This is a genomic window from Psychrobacter sp. DAB_AL43B, from assembly GCF_900168255.1.
Classification (GTDB): domain Bacteria; phylum Pseudomonadota; class Gammaproteobacteria; order Pseudomonadales; family Moraxellaceae; genus Psychrobacter.
This window is the reverse complement of record NZ_LT799838.1, coordinates 199,629-213,570: the sequence shown is the minus strand read 5'-3', so window position 1 is coordinate 213,570 and position 13,942 is coordinate 199,629. Positions and strand designations below refer to the sequence as shown.

13 protein-coding genes are annotated in these 13,942 nt (G+C 42.2%); 5 read left to right on the top strand and 8 right to left on the bottom strand.

All coding sequences use genetic code 11. The features are described from left to right. Positions 1-68 precede the first annotated feature (68 nt). The 3 genes from DABAL43B_RS00940 (at position 69) to DABAL43B_RS00930 (ending at position 1,884) form a co-directional block, all read left to right on the top strand. On the top strand, positions 69-719 hold the full coding sequence (locus DABAL43B_RS00940) for a PepSY domain-containing protein (protein WP_079690663.1): 651 nt from the start codon (positions 69-71) through the stop codon (positions 717-719). A gap of 216 nt (positions 720-935) precedes the next feature. Further along, positions 936-1,292 (top strand): hypothetical protein, encoded by a 357-nt coding sequence (locus DABAL43B_RS00935; protein WP_079690662.1) that lies wholly within the window; start codon positions 936-938, stop codon positions 1,290-1,292. A 220-nt stretch (positions 1,293-1,512) separates the two neighbouring features. Next, a complete protein-coding gene (locus DABAL43B_RS00930; protein WP_079690661.1) occupies positions 1,513-1,884 on the top strand; it encodes a hypothetical protein in 372 nt (123 codons plus the stop codon). Between the two features lie 99 nt (positions 1,885-1,983). On the opposite strand, the gene DABAL43B_RS00925 is transcribed toward DABAL43B_RS00930, so the two are convergent. Continuing rightward, a complete protein-coding gene (locus tag DABAL43B_RS00925) occupies positions 1,984-2,295 on the bottom strand; it encodes an NGG1p interacting factor NIF3 (protein WP_079690660.1) in 312 nt (103 codons plus the stop codon). 55 nt (positions 2,296-2,350) lie between these two features. Further along, complete coding sequence (locus tag DABAL43B_RS00920; protein ID WP_079690659.1) at positions 2,351-2,998, bottom strand: DNA-3-methyladenine glycosylase; 648 nt, start codon at positions 2,996-2,998, stop codon at positions 2,351-2,353. A 477-nt stretch (positions 2,999-3,475) separates the two neighbouring features. Here DABAL43B_RS00920 and DABAL43B_RS00915 point away from each other — a divergent pair, with 477 nt between their 5' ends. Beyond that, a complete protein-coding gene (locus DABAL43B_RS00915; RefSeq protein WP_079690658.1) occupies positions 3,476-3,892 on the top strand; it encodes an SRPBCC domain-containing protein in 417 nt (138 codons plus the stop codon). Positions 3,893-4,435: 543 nt separating this feature from the next. Here DABAL43B_RS00915 and purC read toward each other — a convergent pair. The 4 genes from purC to DABAL43B_RS00890 form a co-directional block, all read right to left on the bottom strand. Next, complete coding sequence (purC, locus tag DABAL43B_RS00905) at positions 4,436-5,149, bottom strand: phosphoribosylaminoimidazolesuccinocarboxamide synthase (protein ID WP_079690657.1); 714 nt, start codon at positions 5,147-5,149, stop codon at positions 4,436-4,438. Between the two features lie 136 nt (positions 5,150-5,285). After that, the gene (locus DABAL43B_RS00900; RefSeq protein WP_227516713.1) at positions 5,286-5,606 is read right to left on the bottom strand and encodes a hypothetical protein; all 321 of its coding nucleotides are present in this window, start codon (positions 5,604-5,606) and stop codon (positions 5,286-5,288) included. Positions 5,607-5,731: 125 nt separating this feature from the next. After that, on the bottom strand, positions 5,732-6,637 hold the full coding sequence (gene dapA, locus DABAL43B_RS00895) for a 4-hydroxy-tetrahydrodipicolinate synthase (RefSeq protein WP_079690655.1): 906 nt from the start codon (positions 6,635-6,637) through the stop codon (positions 5,732-5,734). 542 nt (positions 6,638-7,179) lie between these two features. After that, entirely contained in the window at positions 7,180-8,544 is a 1,365-nt protein-coding gene (locus DABAL43B_RS00890; RefSeq protein ID WP_227516759.1) for a Do family serine endopeptidase, read from the bottom strand. A gap of 752 nt (positions 8,545-9,296) precedes the next feature. Between DABAL43B_RS00890 and DABAL43B_RS00885 the strand changes: the two genes are divergently transcribed. Beyond that, positions 9,297-11,597, top strand: coding sequence for a cation:proton antiporter (locus tag DABAL43B_RS00885; RefSeq protein ID WP_079690653.1), 2,301 nt, complete (start codon positions 9,297-9,299; stop codon positions 11,595-11,597). A gap of 136 nt (positions 11,598-11,733) precedes the next feature. On the opposite strand, the gene tmk is transcribed toward DABAL43B_RS00885, so the two are convergent. Both tmk and mltG read right to left on the bottom strand, forming a co-directional pair. Next, entirely contained in the window at positions 11,734-12,411 is a 678-nt protein-coding gene (gene tmk, locus DABAL43B_RS00880; protein WP_079690652.1) for a dTMP kinase, read from the bottom strand. Between the two features lie 111 nt (positions 12,412-12,522). Beyond that, positions 12,523-13,806 (bottom strand): endolytic transglycosylase MltG, encoded by a 1,284-nt coding sequence (gene mltG, locus DABAL43B_RS00875; RefSeq protein WP_079690651.1) that lies wholly within the window; start codon positions 13,804-13,806, stop codon positions 12,523-12,525. Positions 13,807-13,942: the final 136 nt, after the last annotated feature.

Here is a 13,942-nt window from a genome sequence, read left to right as displayed (position 1 = left end):
TTATTCAGTATCAAACATTGAAAGACCAATACATTATTCAGTTAATTCATATCATAGGAGATTCCATCGTGAAAACGCTTAAACCTTTCTCATTTAAAACAGCCCTGTCTGCAGGTCTTGCAATTACTCTAATAGGAGCAACTGCTGGCTGTGCCGTGGCAGGTTCGGGTTATGATAATTATCCGATATACAATGATAATAGTGGCTATGCTAATGCTGAAAACAATCGTGCTATCCAACAGCTGCGTAAAGACTTACGTCGTCAAGGCTATCAAGTAATGGACATCAGGTCTGATAGTAATCGTGGCAATCGTGTGCTTACCGCATTTGCCAAAAAGAATAATCAAGCGTATGAGCTTAAATACACTTCTCCAGATCTAAGACTCATTAGTTCGAACAAAAAAGCTTGGTCTAATATCTGGCAAGATAAAAACAATGGCTACAATGGTAAACACCATAACAGCGGTAAATATAATAATAACAATCGTTATAAAAATGATGATGTCGAAGACAGAATAAAGAAAGAAGCGCGTTACCCAGCGATTAAACAGCGCGCCATTAGAAAAGTAGAAGGAATGGGCTATCGGGTCAAAGATATAGAGCTTGAAGAAAAGAACAATCGCGGCGTTTTTGAGATTGAAGCCAAACGCGGCTCACAAGAATATGATATTTTACTTGGCTATCCAAACCTAAACGTTATTAAGATCGAAAAAGACTGATATTACAAAGACTAACATTAACAACCCTAACCTTTGTTAATTGTACTCTTTTAGGCAACAGATAAAATTTTGGCATCGTTAACCATTTGATGCCTTTGGTCAGATAAACCAGCCCTTGGTTTATCTGACCATTTTTTATAATAGCATTTCATTATGGAGTATCTATATAGTCACCATAATGAATGAAATATTAACAATATAATAGGAATATTTATTATGAAAACCTTCACTTTCTCAACGCTAAAAACCGTTTTTTCTGCTGGTCTTGTGGTTGCCTTATTGGGCACCACCGTTGCTTGTACCACTGTGACACCAAGCTACGATAATCAGAAAGTCCATCGTCAGCAAGGTAATAATCACGGCAACGGGCTCTATAAAAATAATGGCCGTTATAATCAAGGTAATTATAATAATAACGGTCATTATAATAACAACAATAATCGCTACAATAATAAAAACGGTCATTATAAAAATAATAAAGGTCGATACAAAAAGAATGGTGGTTATAAAAACAATAAGGGCCAATACAATAATAACGGTCGTTATAACAATAACAATTACCATTATAAATAGAATAAAACTCTTGGAGACGTCATTAAAAAGGAAATATATGGCCTAACGGCTAGGCGTTTAGCGGCCAAGATTATAAAATTGAACTCGGCTATTATAAGATTGATGACATTTAATGTGGCTTAATATTTGCTAAGACGTATTTTAAAATATTTAACTAAACCTTTGATGTTAATGATGGCTTGATGTAAACAATGAGTACAGACAATGAGGAGTCTACATTATGAACTATAAATCTCTATTAAAAACCACCGCCGCGACCAGTATAGCAGCCATGCTATTGACGATAACGACGGGCTGTGTCACCGCTCCTGGCTACAACGCTTATGGCGACCTTTACGAAGATATTTATAAAGACAGTAGCGTCTATAAGAAACACAAGAAAACGATCAAGGCCATTGATAACGATCTTTATCGTCCCGCTATTGAGCAAAAGGCGGCTAATAAAGTCAGTAACATGGGCTACCGTGTTGAAGACGTCAAATATAAAAAAGGCGACAGCAAAATAAAAGTGAAAGCCCGACGTGGTGGTGAAGACTATAAAATCGAACTTGCTTATCCAAGCTATAACGTGATTAAAATAAAAGAAGACTAATAATCTGGCTTTTTAGAATAAGATGTTTGAGCGATTTTAAAGGTGGCACTTCGGTTCAAAGCCGAGCCACTGTTAAAAATACATGTTAAAGAACTTCTTTTAAAAATCCAGTACTGCAATCACATCGTAGGCAGGCGTTTCATAAGGATGCGCCTGCTTTAATGCGTGGACGACGTTATCAATATTAGCAGTAGCAACCACCATCTCTACCCGCCACTCACTGACAGTTTCCAAACTATCATGCACGCCAATATGCGGCTTACTGTCTTTCAATGGCATAAACTGCCCTACCCCCTGCACTTGCCAGCAGCACTGTTGATAATTGCCAATCTTCCCAGCGCCCGCAGCAAACAACGCTGATTTTACCTGCTCTAACGCTTCTTCTGGAATAAAAACGGTCAGTTTATACATATATTAACCTCATCAAGTATCTTTAAAATTGAATCAAAGAAAATCATAAAAGCAGCTATTTTTTCGATAGAGAAGGATGGTCAGTCCATATATAACGTAGCAGCCAATCTTTTGCCTCGCCAGCGTAATCGATACCAATGCGTGGGCGCAGTGACACTGGCGGCTGACAACCATCATCTTCGACCCAGACTTTTGAGGCAGGAGTGATCGGTTTGGCGTATAACGCTCGATCTATTTGTAAACCTTTTGTCAGCTTTCCAGGACCTGCCAGCTGTTTAATATGATTTAATTGCTTAATCGATCCTAGTAATTGCTCTTCAATCAAGCGGTCACTATCGTCTGTTAAAAATCCAGCACGTATTAGAACAGCTTCTGGCGACTCAATCGGTCCGCTGACTAAGTTGAGCATATGATGAGTGCCATAGGTCAGATACACATAAAACACACCGCCTTGACTGTACATAACCTCTGTGCGCGGCGTGCGTGTGCCTGCATGCGCATGACACGCCGCATCATCTTCACCAATATAGGCTTCCGTTTCTGAGATACGCATCCGCAAGATTTTTTGCTTACCATCGCTATCTGTCAGCTGACGACACAATATTTTCCCAATTAAGTCAGTAGCGACCACGCAAGTTGGGCGGGTAAACCACGATGGCTCTAAAATAGTAGACTGAGTCGTGGGCAGTTCAGGCGTTAGCATTGATGACAACCTTTTATTGTTTTTATATTATTAACAGCTAATAAGTTAGCATAAAAATAAGATCCGGTATCTAGGCCAATGTTTGCGCTGTGTTTGATGGCTGTATAAGAAATTTAAATGAGAGAACGAATGCTTGAAATGGTCACGCTCAAGCTTAAGGGCAGCCATAAATAAGTATAGTCAGGGGGTAAATTATTATGAAGTTTCATGAGCAGTAAGCTCACGCACAAAGCTTAGTAGTCTGTCATAAGTAGTGCCATTAAACAGGTCTATTTTGAGTGGTCTATTAATTGATTAAGAGGTATAAATAGGTGGTTCCATTAGGGTATACCCTATTTAACACGTTTATAAGACTAAACCGCCCTAAGATTGTCGGAAGCTCAACATTTTGAGAGAATACAACAACACACCTTACTTTTTAGAATTTAACAATCTAGGAAGATAAAAAACTTTACTCGCACCGTGGAGTTCTAACTCATGAAAATCATTACTGAAACCAAAATTCCTGCGCCGCTCGATGTCGTTTGGCACGCTTTTAATGATCCGAATGACATCCTACAATGGGACTCTTGCGGCGAATGGCATACGATCACGGCATCGAACGATTTGAAGGTTGGTGGCTTGTTAGAACTGCGCATCGAGTCTAAAGTTGGTAAGTCAGGTTTCGATTTTGCCGCTATCTACACGCAAGTAGAAACAAACCGTCTGATCGAATGGCGGCAGATGGATGATGACCGCCTTATCCGTGTGGATTTTTCCGAAAACGGCACTGGCACTATCGTCCGACAGACGTTTAACGCTGATCCGACGATCCCCAGCAACGAGGAGCGGGCAGATTGGCAGGGTGTGCTAGACAATTTTGGAAGGTATGTAACCGCAAAGCATAATATTTGACCGGCTAATAGTCCGCGAGACACGAAGCCCACTAAGCTTCAATATAATCGTGACTGAATATTCTAGATACTCTCTAATTGGGCGCTTACTAAACTGTGATGCATCCTTTCTTAGTCGATTAACCATCTTAAGCTCCCACTCTTTAGAGTCTGAGCTATGCTGACAATCTTGCAGAAACTAACTTGGGAGATTTCAATCAAATAGCTTAATGGGAATCATCCATCCTATCGATTTCATAGCCATTAAAGTTATATTTAATACTAGCAGTTCGAAGCCTGTATAGCGCATCGAACACAGCTAGAATATATATGGTAGGTACATTGCTAAGTACACTAATAACACCTTATTCACTCAAACCATTGGTTCTACTAGCCTACAGCTGAATATTCAAGTCCTCACTAGGGAACCGAAATTAGTATAAGAAATTACCCGTACTTTAGGTGCCTTTTATACCTTATCATTAGGTAATAGCTTTATCTTATAGCCATAAAGAAACTGAGCACATAGCTCAGTTTTTTATTATCTTAAATCTTTATCAAGCAATTAGCTTAATGGCACACCAATACGTTTTGCCACTTCTTCATAACCTTCAATGACGTCGCCTAATGACTGGCGGAAACGATCTTTATCCAGTTTTTTCTTAGTAACTTTATCCCAAATACGGCAACCATCCGGTGAGAACTCATCACCTAAAACGATACGGTCGTGGAATACGCCAAACTCTAGTTTGAAGTCTACCAATATCAAATCACCTGCATCAAACAATGCTGTCAACACTTCATTGACTTGATGGCTCAGCTCTTCCATTTTTGCCAGTTGGGCGTCAGTTGCCCAGCCAAGAGATACAGAAATCGATTCATTAACCATCGGATCACCAAGCGCATCATCTTTATAGAACAGCTCATAAGTAGGTGGTGTCAAAGCTTGACCTTCTTCTAAACCTAAACGACGTACCAAACTGCCCGCAGCAAAGTTGCGCACAACGCACTCAACCGGAATCATATCCAAACGCTTGACCAACACTTCGTCTTCAGACAATTGCTTTTCAAAATGTGTTTCGATGCCAGCGTCAGTCAGTTTTTGCATGATAAAAGCATTGAATCGGTTATTTACCACGCCTTTGCGTGCTAATTGTTCGATACGCTTTCCATCAAGCGCTGAGGTATCATCACGGAAATGTAAAATCAGCAGATCGTTATCTTCTGTTTCATAAACAGACTTGGCTTTGCCTTTATACAGCAGTTCTTGCTTTTGCATTATGGGGATTCCTGTTCGTTCAAGCTTATGTGGTAAAAACGCGCAGCGACCGCTAAGAGTTTTATATTACCGTGTTAACCAAATAGAGCTAACACTAATAAAAAACCAGCGGTATAGATAGGGATGAAAAAGGGGCCTACTCTGATGCTTCAACCGCAGCCAAACTACGTTGAGGTTTAGGCAATTGATACTGTTTACCCGACTCATTCTGTAATTTGAGTGTACTTGCACCCGCATTAGGTGTGGGGTATAGCGGTACAAACGGTGCAGTTTTTTGCGCAACAGGTAGCTCTATTGGCGTAAGTTTTTTGCTTTGCTGATATTCTAGGCTACCGTTATCACGCTTGCCAATCAATTCTTTTGTCGCTTGGCAGCCGCTTAATACTAAGGTGCTACCCAAAATCAAGGTCATCATAGCAGGGAATATTTTGACTGTCGTTGATGATACTTTCATCATATTATCTCTCTGAGTTAGCAATCGTTGCCTATGTAGGCAATCAGCTTATCTTTTTTACAAAATCTTATAAATGCTTGCTAAACCGATGTCATGAATAACAGACTTAGCATTTATAAGCTTAATTTTTATAATAGGTTTGCGCGAACCAAGGCGGTATCAATCGTCGCATGATGTTGTTCAGCCAGCCATACCAGTGGCAAGCGAATGCCAGTATCTATCATGCCCATTTTATGCAGGGCATACTTCGCTGGGATAGGACTGGATTCAATAAATAAATCACGATGTAAGTGCTTCACAACATCATGTGCTTTGTTAGCCGCGTCAAAATCACCGCGTAAGGCTGCTGTAAAAGTTTCGCTCATCGCTTTTGGGGCAACGTTGGCAGTCACAGAAATATTACCTTTGCCACCAACTTTCATCAATTCAAGCGCTGTGCCATCATCACCAGATAAGACGATAAGTCTATCACCAACGGCTTTGATTAATTGCTCACCGCGAGCAACCGAACCTGTCGCATCTTTAATCGCAATGATATTATCGATATCAGCTAAGCGCTCAACGGTTTCTTGCGCGATATCAACGACCGTACGTCCCGGCACGTTATAAAGTATCTGCGGCATATCCACCGCCTCAGCGATAGCTTTATAATGTTGATATAAACCTTCTTGTGGCGGTTTATTATAATAAGGAGCAACCAATAATGCGCAGTCTGCACCCGCTTCTTTAGCGTCTCTGGTCAGCTTGATCGCTTCCATGGTATTGTTCGCGCCTGTACCAGCAATCACTGGCACGCGACCTTTGACATGCTGCACAAAATAGCGAATCACATCGCTATGTTCTTGCATTGACAATGTCGCGGATTCGCCAGTCGTACCGACAGCGACGAGGCAATGAGTGCCTTGTTCAATCTGCCAATCTATGAGGTCTGCCAGACGTTTATAATCGACCATACCATCAGGATGCATGGGCGTTATCAAGGCTACCATTGAGCCTTGTAGTTGGGTTTTGATCTCGTCGTATGCTGTGCTCATAACCGTGCCTTACTGTATTATCTTAGCTTTTATCAAAGCTATCACGTGATAAGTCGTTTGCAAGTGCCAATGTTCGATGCTTACTGCTTATATCTATGTCCGCGCGAATACTATGCGTGCTCATAAACGCCAATGGCAAGATCTTGCTTGATGTCAATACTGAGTATTTATATATATTATAACGTCATTAACGCTGTTTTTATCCGCTGTAAATCCAATAGATAGATAGCAATAAAAACGCCTGCTAGTGTAGCATATTTTGGCTTAACCGCTATCAATCAATTAATGCCTAATCGATGTGTCTGACGAAAAAATGCCTATTAGTTTTAGTATCAGCTATCAATAAATATTGAATACAAAGTTAATCGTTTAAAGCTTTTAGACTGAACAGTTAGTTTAGCGTAATTACTAAGCACCGATAAAACCTTTTAAGGCATTTTAACGAATCGTCAACACATCGATAGTTGGACGATACAAGCAAATAAATTATTGAGCCAGCACTGATAAAAGTGATCGATAGCAGTAGTATCAACTATCCAATCCTACTCAATCCGCAAACCGATAATACCCGGGATACCTTGACGCATAATCTCAATAGTCACCACGCCCTTTTTAGGTAATAATGAAACGGCACTAGAAAAATCATTGACCGCTTTGATGGGTTTTTGATGCAGGTTGGTAATAACGTCACCCGCCAGTATGCCGGAGCGTGCAGCCAATCCTGTTGGCTCAATCGCGGTAACCAATACACCGGTTTTATTATCAGATGCCAGCTCTACTTTCTCCTCTGGGGTCAAATTTCGTAGTGCCAGTCCCAAACTTATTTCGTTATTTTTCTGAGTGCTATTTTGTGCTTGCATATCGCTCGATGCGTTACTGAGCTTGCCAGTGATGATAGATTGTTTACCATCACGCTGAATCTGCACGCGAAATGTATCATCTGGACGTGCGCGATTAATGAGGTTCAATACATCTGATGCTTCCATAATCTGAATATCATTGTATTGTAAAATAATATCCCCTGATTTTAGCCCTGCTTTTTGGGCGGGCGAATCTGGTGAGACTCGTGTTAATAATGCTCCTTGTGGACGAGCTAAATTATAGGCTTCGGCAAGATTACGATCGATATCTTGCGGGTAAATGCCAAGATAGGCGCGCGCGACCTCGCCATTGGTTTTGAGCTGCTCATAAACGTCCATCGCCGCATCAATTGGGATAGAAAACGATAGCCCCATATAACCGCCCGTGCCACTAAAGATACGAGAGTTGATACCAATTACTTCACCGCGCTGATTAAATAAGGGGCCACCTGAGTTACCAGGGTTCAATGCCACATCGGTTTGAATAAAAGGCACGCTGGTTTCACGCGAAAAGTTGCGTGATTTGGCACTGACAATGCCCGCAGATGCCGAATAATCAAAACCAAATGGCGAGCCAATGGCCAGTACGGGCTCACCCACTTTTAAGCTATTAGAATCACCAATCGGCAGCGCTGGGAATTTTCTGCCAGTGACCTTTAATACCGCCACATCCGAACGCTCATCACTGCCAACCAAAGTGGCATCCAGCTCCGTTCTATCATTGAGGGTGACGCTGATTTTGTCTGCGCCCGCGACCACATGGTGATTGGTCAACATGTAACCATCTGCGGTGACAAAGAAGGCGGTGCCATAGGCGTGTTCAATCGCAGGCGTCGCTGCTTGATCGGGAATACGCAGGCGGTCACCAAAGAACTTACGTAACAGCTCAGCCGTTTGGGCTTTAGCAAGCTCAGCCTCACTAACGGTTTTGGTCACATTCACACGCGCCACCGCTGGGGTAACTTGCTGTACCAAACCTGAGAAATCTGCGGTGGTAACCGCCGCTTGCGCACTCGGCATAGTGGCTATATTGATACCAGCAACCATTGTGGTGGCAACGGCTATTGCCAGCGCACTATGTTGTAAACAGCGCACTAAATTAAGCGTGTTCGGTAGTTTAGACATATTGATAAGCATATTATCCTCCCTATGATGGGTTTTTATAGTTGTTATAAATCGCTGTTATAAACAGTCTTGATATGACTGTTATTGATAGTAATGTTTTATAAGCAGTTCAAGATAAAAGAGAGTCACTCAAAATAGCACTCTGCTGTGGTTTGTTAGTTTACCGTCCATTTTATACTTATGGTATAAAACTTTATCTTTTCTATCATAAACATCATTAATCTAGTCGCCTACTCTAAGCATGCACGACAAAACAGCAAGTCTGTTCAAAGACCGCTTTAACATACATAAAATAAAATCATGTTATGATAACAAGCCAAATAATTCTTACAGTAAACAAAAGTTAATTTTACATGCTGTCATTTTTATTACATTAGCCATCATCACAATTATTTTTCATCTTTTGCTTTCTAGATTATGTTTATTAATCTGACAAAGCTTTTGTCTTTATTGCGATATAGTAGTTATATCATACCTAGCTCATACTGTGATTCATGCTTTGATTGATACTGATGCTGCGATTAATAGTAGCGATATAGGTTATCGCCCAGCGGTTACAGGTGTTTTTGACCGCTTATTTTAGTGGCAGGTTTTTTTGATAGCAGGTTATTATGCTAATAACTGTCGCGCTTTGATAGATATAGAATATGACAAGATTATAAAAGGATTAATTTATGGATACCGCCCTATTATTATCCGGCGTGGTTGGGATTGGCATTGCCGCCCAATGGTTGGCTTGGTATTTAAAGCAGCCGTCCATTTTGTTTTTATTACTGATTGGTATTATTGTTGGGCCAGTATTAGGGGTTTTCGATCCTGACTTAGTATTGGGCGAGCTGATGTTCCCTTTTATCTCATTGGGCGTGGCGATTATCTTGTTTGAAGGCTCGCTGACCTTAGAGTTTGATGAGATTAAACAACACGGCTCTGTGGTACAGATGCTGGTGTCGGTCGGCGTCCTTATCACGATTGCTATCGTGGCGCTGTCGACATACTTGCTATTTGATGTCGATCCTATTATCGCTTTACTGTTCGGGGCACTGGTTTGCGTCACCGGGCCGACGGTCATTATGCCGCTATTACGCAGCGTGCGCCCCAATAAAACTATCTCCAATATCTTAAAATGGGAAGGTATCATCATTGATCCTATCGGCGCGATTGCGGTGGTATTGGTTTATGAATATATCATCTCGGGCGGTGAAGCCAGTAGTATCTTGCTGTTTGCCAAAATTGTGGTGTTGGCAACGGTGATGGGTTTGGCTGGCGCGTGGGCTTTAGCCTTCTTAATGCGCAAGCATATGATCCCTGAATTTTTGCGTAATGTTTTCACCCTGTCTTTTGTTTTGGTATTATTTTCAATATCGAATCATTTAGAGCACGAGTCTGGCTTATTGACAGTCACCGTGCTTGGGGTGGCGCTGGCTAACTGGCCCAAATTCCCACGTGATACGATTTTAGAGTTTAATGAATCGTTGACCATCTTATTAGTGTCAGTGTTGTTTATTATTCTTGCTGCTCGTGTTGAGCTTGAAAGTCTGCTCAGTGTTGGTTTTGCAGGTATCGTACTACTAGCCATTGTGATGTTTGTCGCGCGTCCCCTATCGGTTTGGGCATCGTCTATTGGCTCCAACCTAAAAACCAATGAAAAGCTGATGATCAGCTGGATTGGTCCACGTGGTATCGTCGCAGCCGCTATCTCATCACTGTTTGCTATTCGCTTGCAAGAGTATGATATTCAAGGTGTCGAGCTACTCGTACCTTTGGTATTTTTGGTCATTATTGGTACCGTAATGATTCAAGGTTTGGGCGCGAAAATGGTTGGTAACTTTTTGGGTGTGCGTGAGCCTGAAACCAACGGTATTTTGGTCGTAGGCTCAAACCCAATCGCCCTGTTAGTCGCTACTTCCTTAAAAGATCAGGGCTTCGACGTCATCGTCGCCCATAATAACTATACCAATATTGCCAGTGCGCGCATGAGTGGTCTGCGCACCTACTTTGGCAATCCTGTCTCTGACCATGCAGATCATCATCTGGATCTTATCGGTATCGGTCGTCTGTTTGCCATGAGTATGGATAAAGAGATGAACACCTTGTCTGAGATTCATTACCGTCATGAATTTGGTGAGCGCAAATTATACCGTCTCAAATTCAGCGATGAAAAAGTTAAAAGTGAACGCGATGACAAACAAGCAAACTTTCATTCGCAGTGGTTATTTGGCAATGATGCCACTTATACCAAGCTTGCCAGTATGCTGTCCAAAAAAGCCCGTATTAAAATTACCAATATCACTGACAGCTACAGCTTTGAGCAGTATAAAGCCGATAATAAACAATTCGTGCCGCTCTATACCGTCGACAAAGAAGGCAAGCTACACGTCATTACCGATAAGTTCGATGGTACCGTACCGCGTGATCGTAAGCTTATCTCATTGGTAGTGGATGATGAAGTACAGCCAAAACCAGTCGATGTGACGCCCAAACAAGAACAAGCACGCGCGGCAGCGGATGCAAACTTTGAGTCCAGCTCTAAAGCACCTGAAAAGCGTCAAGAAATAGAGCTAACGGACGGTGACAATGATGCAACGCTAGTAGCGCCTATCGTAGAAGCGGATAAAGAGACGGATATACAGGCTGAGCAAGAAACGCTGACCAGTACCGCAACCAATACTTCAGCCGCCTCATCTGCAATACTAACGACTCAATTATCAGCACCTAAAAACACTGCCAGCAATGAAAATAAAGAGATAGCGTCTGATCTTTCGACAGCAACTGTAAAAACCAAAATTGCTGGCAACAGTAAAAATAGTGGGAAAAGCAGTGGAAATGGTAATGGTAACGCGCCTAAAACCAAAAAAGGCTCCCTTGACCCCAATCGTTTACCAGACTCAAGTAGTGATAAAGCTGCGAATAGCGCTAATAATGAAGTCGAAATGATCAAGGATTCAGGTAAAAAAGACTCAAGTAAAAACGATTAAAACAAAAAGTGCATAATGCATAAATATGGCTCTTTAAAATATCCAACCATTTTAAATATTTATCAATAAAGAAAGCCCCAACTTATAAGTCGGGGCTTTTTATTTGGACAAGCTCATGGCTTTATAAAGCTATCTATTAAACATCCCATTTCTCTTTAACCGTCTGCCATATTCGCGCGCTGACCTCATCAGCGCTGCCTGACGCATCAATACGTTGTATGCGCTCAGGATGCTCGGCAGCAAGACTACTAAAACCATTATGCACTCTAGTGAAAAACTCAGTTGCTTGCTGCTCAAAGCGATCAGCCGCACTACGTTTATTGGCGCGTGCCATACCTTCTAATACCGGCAAATCCAACCATAAAGTTAGCTCAGGTAACTGCGCGACGAACTGCTCGATAAGCATGTCAATTTTGCAGCGTACAGTAGCATCGCCATGCGCCCGTCCAAAGCCTTGATAAGCAATGGTCGAGTCGGTAAACCGGTCGCATATCACCCATGTCCCACGTTGCAGCGCGGGCAAAATCACTTGCTGCATATGGTCGCAACGTGCGGCAAACATTAATAGCAATTCCGTATCATCATTGATAGCGGTATTAGGGTCTAACAATATCTCACGCAAGCGTTCAGCGAACGGACTACCACCCGGCTCGCGGGTACGCAGATAATCAATGCCACGCGCTTGCAAGCGTGCGCATAGCTGCTCAATGGCGGTAGTCTTGCCGACGCCTTCGGTACCCTCAAAACTAATAAAACGCCCTTGAATGGGCGCAGTGTTGATATGAGATAAATGAGGCTGTGTAGATGCTGACATGATATGACCTTATGTCATTGATGAGCGTTATCGTTGTTATTGTTTATGGTTATAACGCTCAATAAAAGATGGTTTTCTTAAAGCAATATAAAAAGAAGCATAGAGAACTGATTACTGCGGCGGCGTTTGGGCTTTCTTTTCACGCATGACGCTGAGATAGTCTTTGACCGCTTGATTGTGCTCAGCCAAGCTATTGGTAAATTTATGCCCGCCATTACCTGTCGCTACAAAGTATAGCGCTTCGCTATCGGCAGGATGCAAGGTCGCTTCAATAGAAGCAGCTGAAGGTAATGCAATCGGTGTTGGCGGTAAACCATCGATTTGATAAGTGTTATAAGCCGTTTTTTCATCGATGTCTTTACGGCGAATATTACCTTCATAACGGCTACCCATACCATAGATAATGGTCGGATCGGTTTGCATGCGCATACCTTTATTCAAGCGATTATTAAACACCGCCGATACCAATGGACGTTCTTCTGCCACACTGGTTTCTTTTTCGATAATCGACGCCATCACCAGTGCTTCATAAGGACTCTTATAAGGTAAATTTGGTGCACGATTTTCCCAAGCTTTGGTCAACGCTTGTTGCTGGCGTTTATATAGGTCAGTCAGCACCTGCTTATCACTACTTCCTTCCCCATAATAATAAGTATCAGGGGCAAACCAGCCCTCAAGATTGTGATTGACGATAGGGTCATTACTGTTCACTACCGCATCTGGCAAGATACCAACCAAGTCCAGCGCTTGGGCAATACTGGCATTGTCCGCGTCACTGGTCAGCACTTCTTTTTTGATGCCTTTATTATCACGTAGCGCCTGATATAAATCTTTAGACGGTTTACCTTCGATAATTTGCACCTTTACCATCGCTGCTTTTTCGCCTTGCTCTAAGACTTGGAGAGCTTCAGCGATTGTTGGATTCGCAGGAAATTGGTAGATGCCTGCATGTAACGGCGCATCGACTTGCGATTTAATATAGAGCTTGGCAATAGTGGCAGAAAATAACGGCACATGCTGCCATTGCGACAATAGCCCGTAATAAGTCTGGCCCTGTTCAATCGTCACCATCTGCTTGGGTTGCTCAATCCGTCCAAACAAGGTCTGATAAACCATCACTAAGAAAAATACTGCAATCAGTCCCAGCACCAACAACACTTGATAACCGCGCTGCATAAAAAACGATGGGTTATCGACTTTATAATGGCGTGGTTTATTTTCTCCGCTAATCAGTGAGATATCCGTCGCCGGTACTTCTTCTGCGACTGCCTCATCTACTACTGGTTTTGAGTCCAGCGGTGCTGTGTCGACACGCTCATCAGCAGTGCCTTCTTGGTTATTAGATGGCGTATCATTAGGGCTTTTAGGAGGCGTTTCAGGTGTGGGCGTGCTCATGGCAACTCGCGAGGCAGAAGATTGCTAGAATTTAGCACTGAACCGTGCGATTTTCAATGGTATTTGCTTAGCTTATCAATTAACTTAGCGTTTAAGCCCAGTTATATGGCTTAATACTAGTACCTCTTATTACTTT

Coding starts and splice junctions, on each gene's coding strand:
- purC (WP_079690657.1), bottom strand. CDS start 5,149: ATGCAAAAGCAAGAACTGCTGTATAAAGGCAAAGCCAAGTCTGTTTAT.
- mltG (WP_079690651.1), bottom strand. CDS start 13,806: ATGAGCACGCCCACACCTGAAACGCCTCCTAAAAGCCCTAATGATACG.
- DABAL43B_RS00890 (WP_227516759.1), bottom strand. CDS start 8,544: ATGGTTGCTGGTATCAATATAGCCACTATGCCGAGTGCGCAAGCGGCG.
- DABAL43B_RS00920 (WP_079690659.1), bottom strand. CDS start 2,998: ATGCTAACGCCTGAACTGCCCACGACTCAGTCTACTATTTTAGAGCCA.
- DABAL43B_RS00935 (WP_079690662.1), top strand. CDS start 936: ATGAAAACCTTCACTTTCTCAACGCTAAAAACCGTTTTTTCTGCTGGT.
- dapA (WP_079690655.1), bottom strand. CDS start 6,637: ATGAGCACAGCATACGACGAGATCAAAACCCAACTACAAGGCTCAATG.
- tmk (WP_079690652.1), bottom strand. CDS start 12,411: ATGTCAGCATCTACACAGCCTCATTTATCTCATATCAACACTGCGCCC.
- DABAL43B_RS00900 (WP_227516713.1), bottom strand. CDS start 5,606: ATGATGAAAGTATCATCAACGACAGTCAAAATATTCCCTGCTATGATG.
- DABAL43B_RS00915 (WP_079690658.1), top strand. CDS start 3,476: ATGAAAATCATTACTGAAACCAAAATTCCTGCGCCGCTCGATGTCGTT.
- DABAL43B_RS00925 (WP_079690660.1), bottom strand. CDS start 2,295: ATGTATAAACTGACCGTTTTTATTCCAGAAGAAGCGTTAGAGCAGGTA.
- DABAL43B_RS00885 (WP_079690653.1), top strand. CDS start 9,297: ATGGATACCGCCCTATTATTATCCGGCGTGGTTGGGATTGGCATTGCC.
- DABAL43B_RS00930 (WP_079690661.1), top strand. CDS start 1,513: ATGAACTATAAATCTCTATTAAAAACCACCGCCGCGACCAGTATAGCA.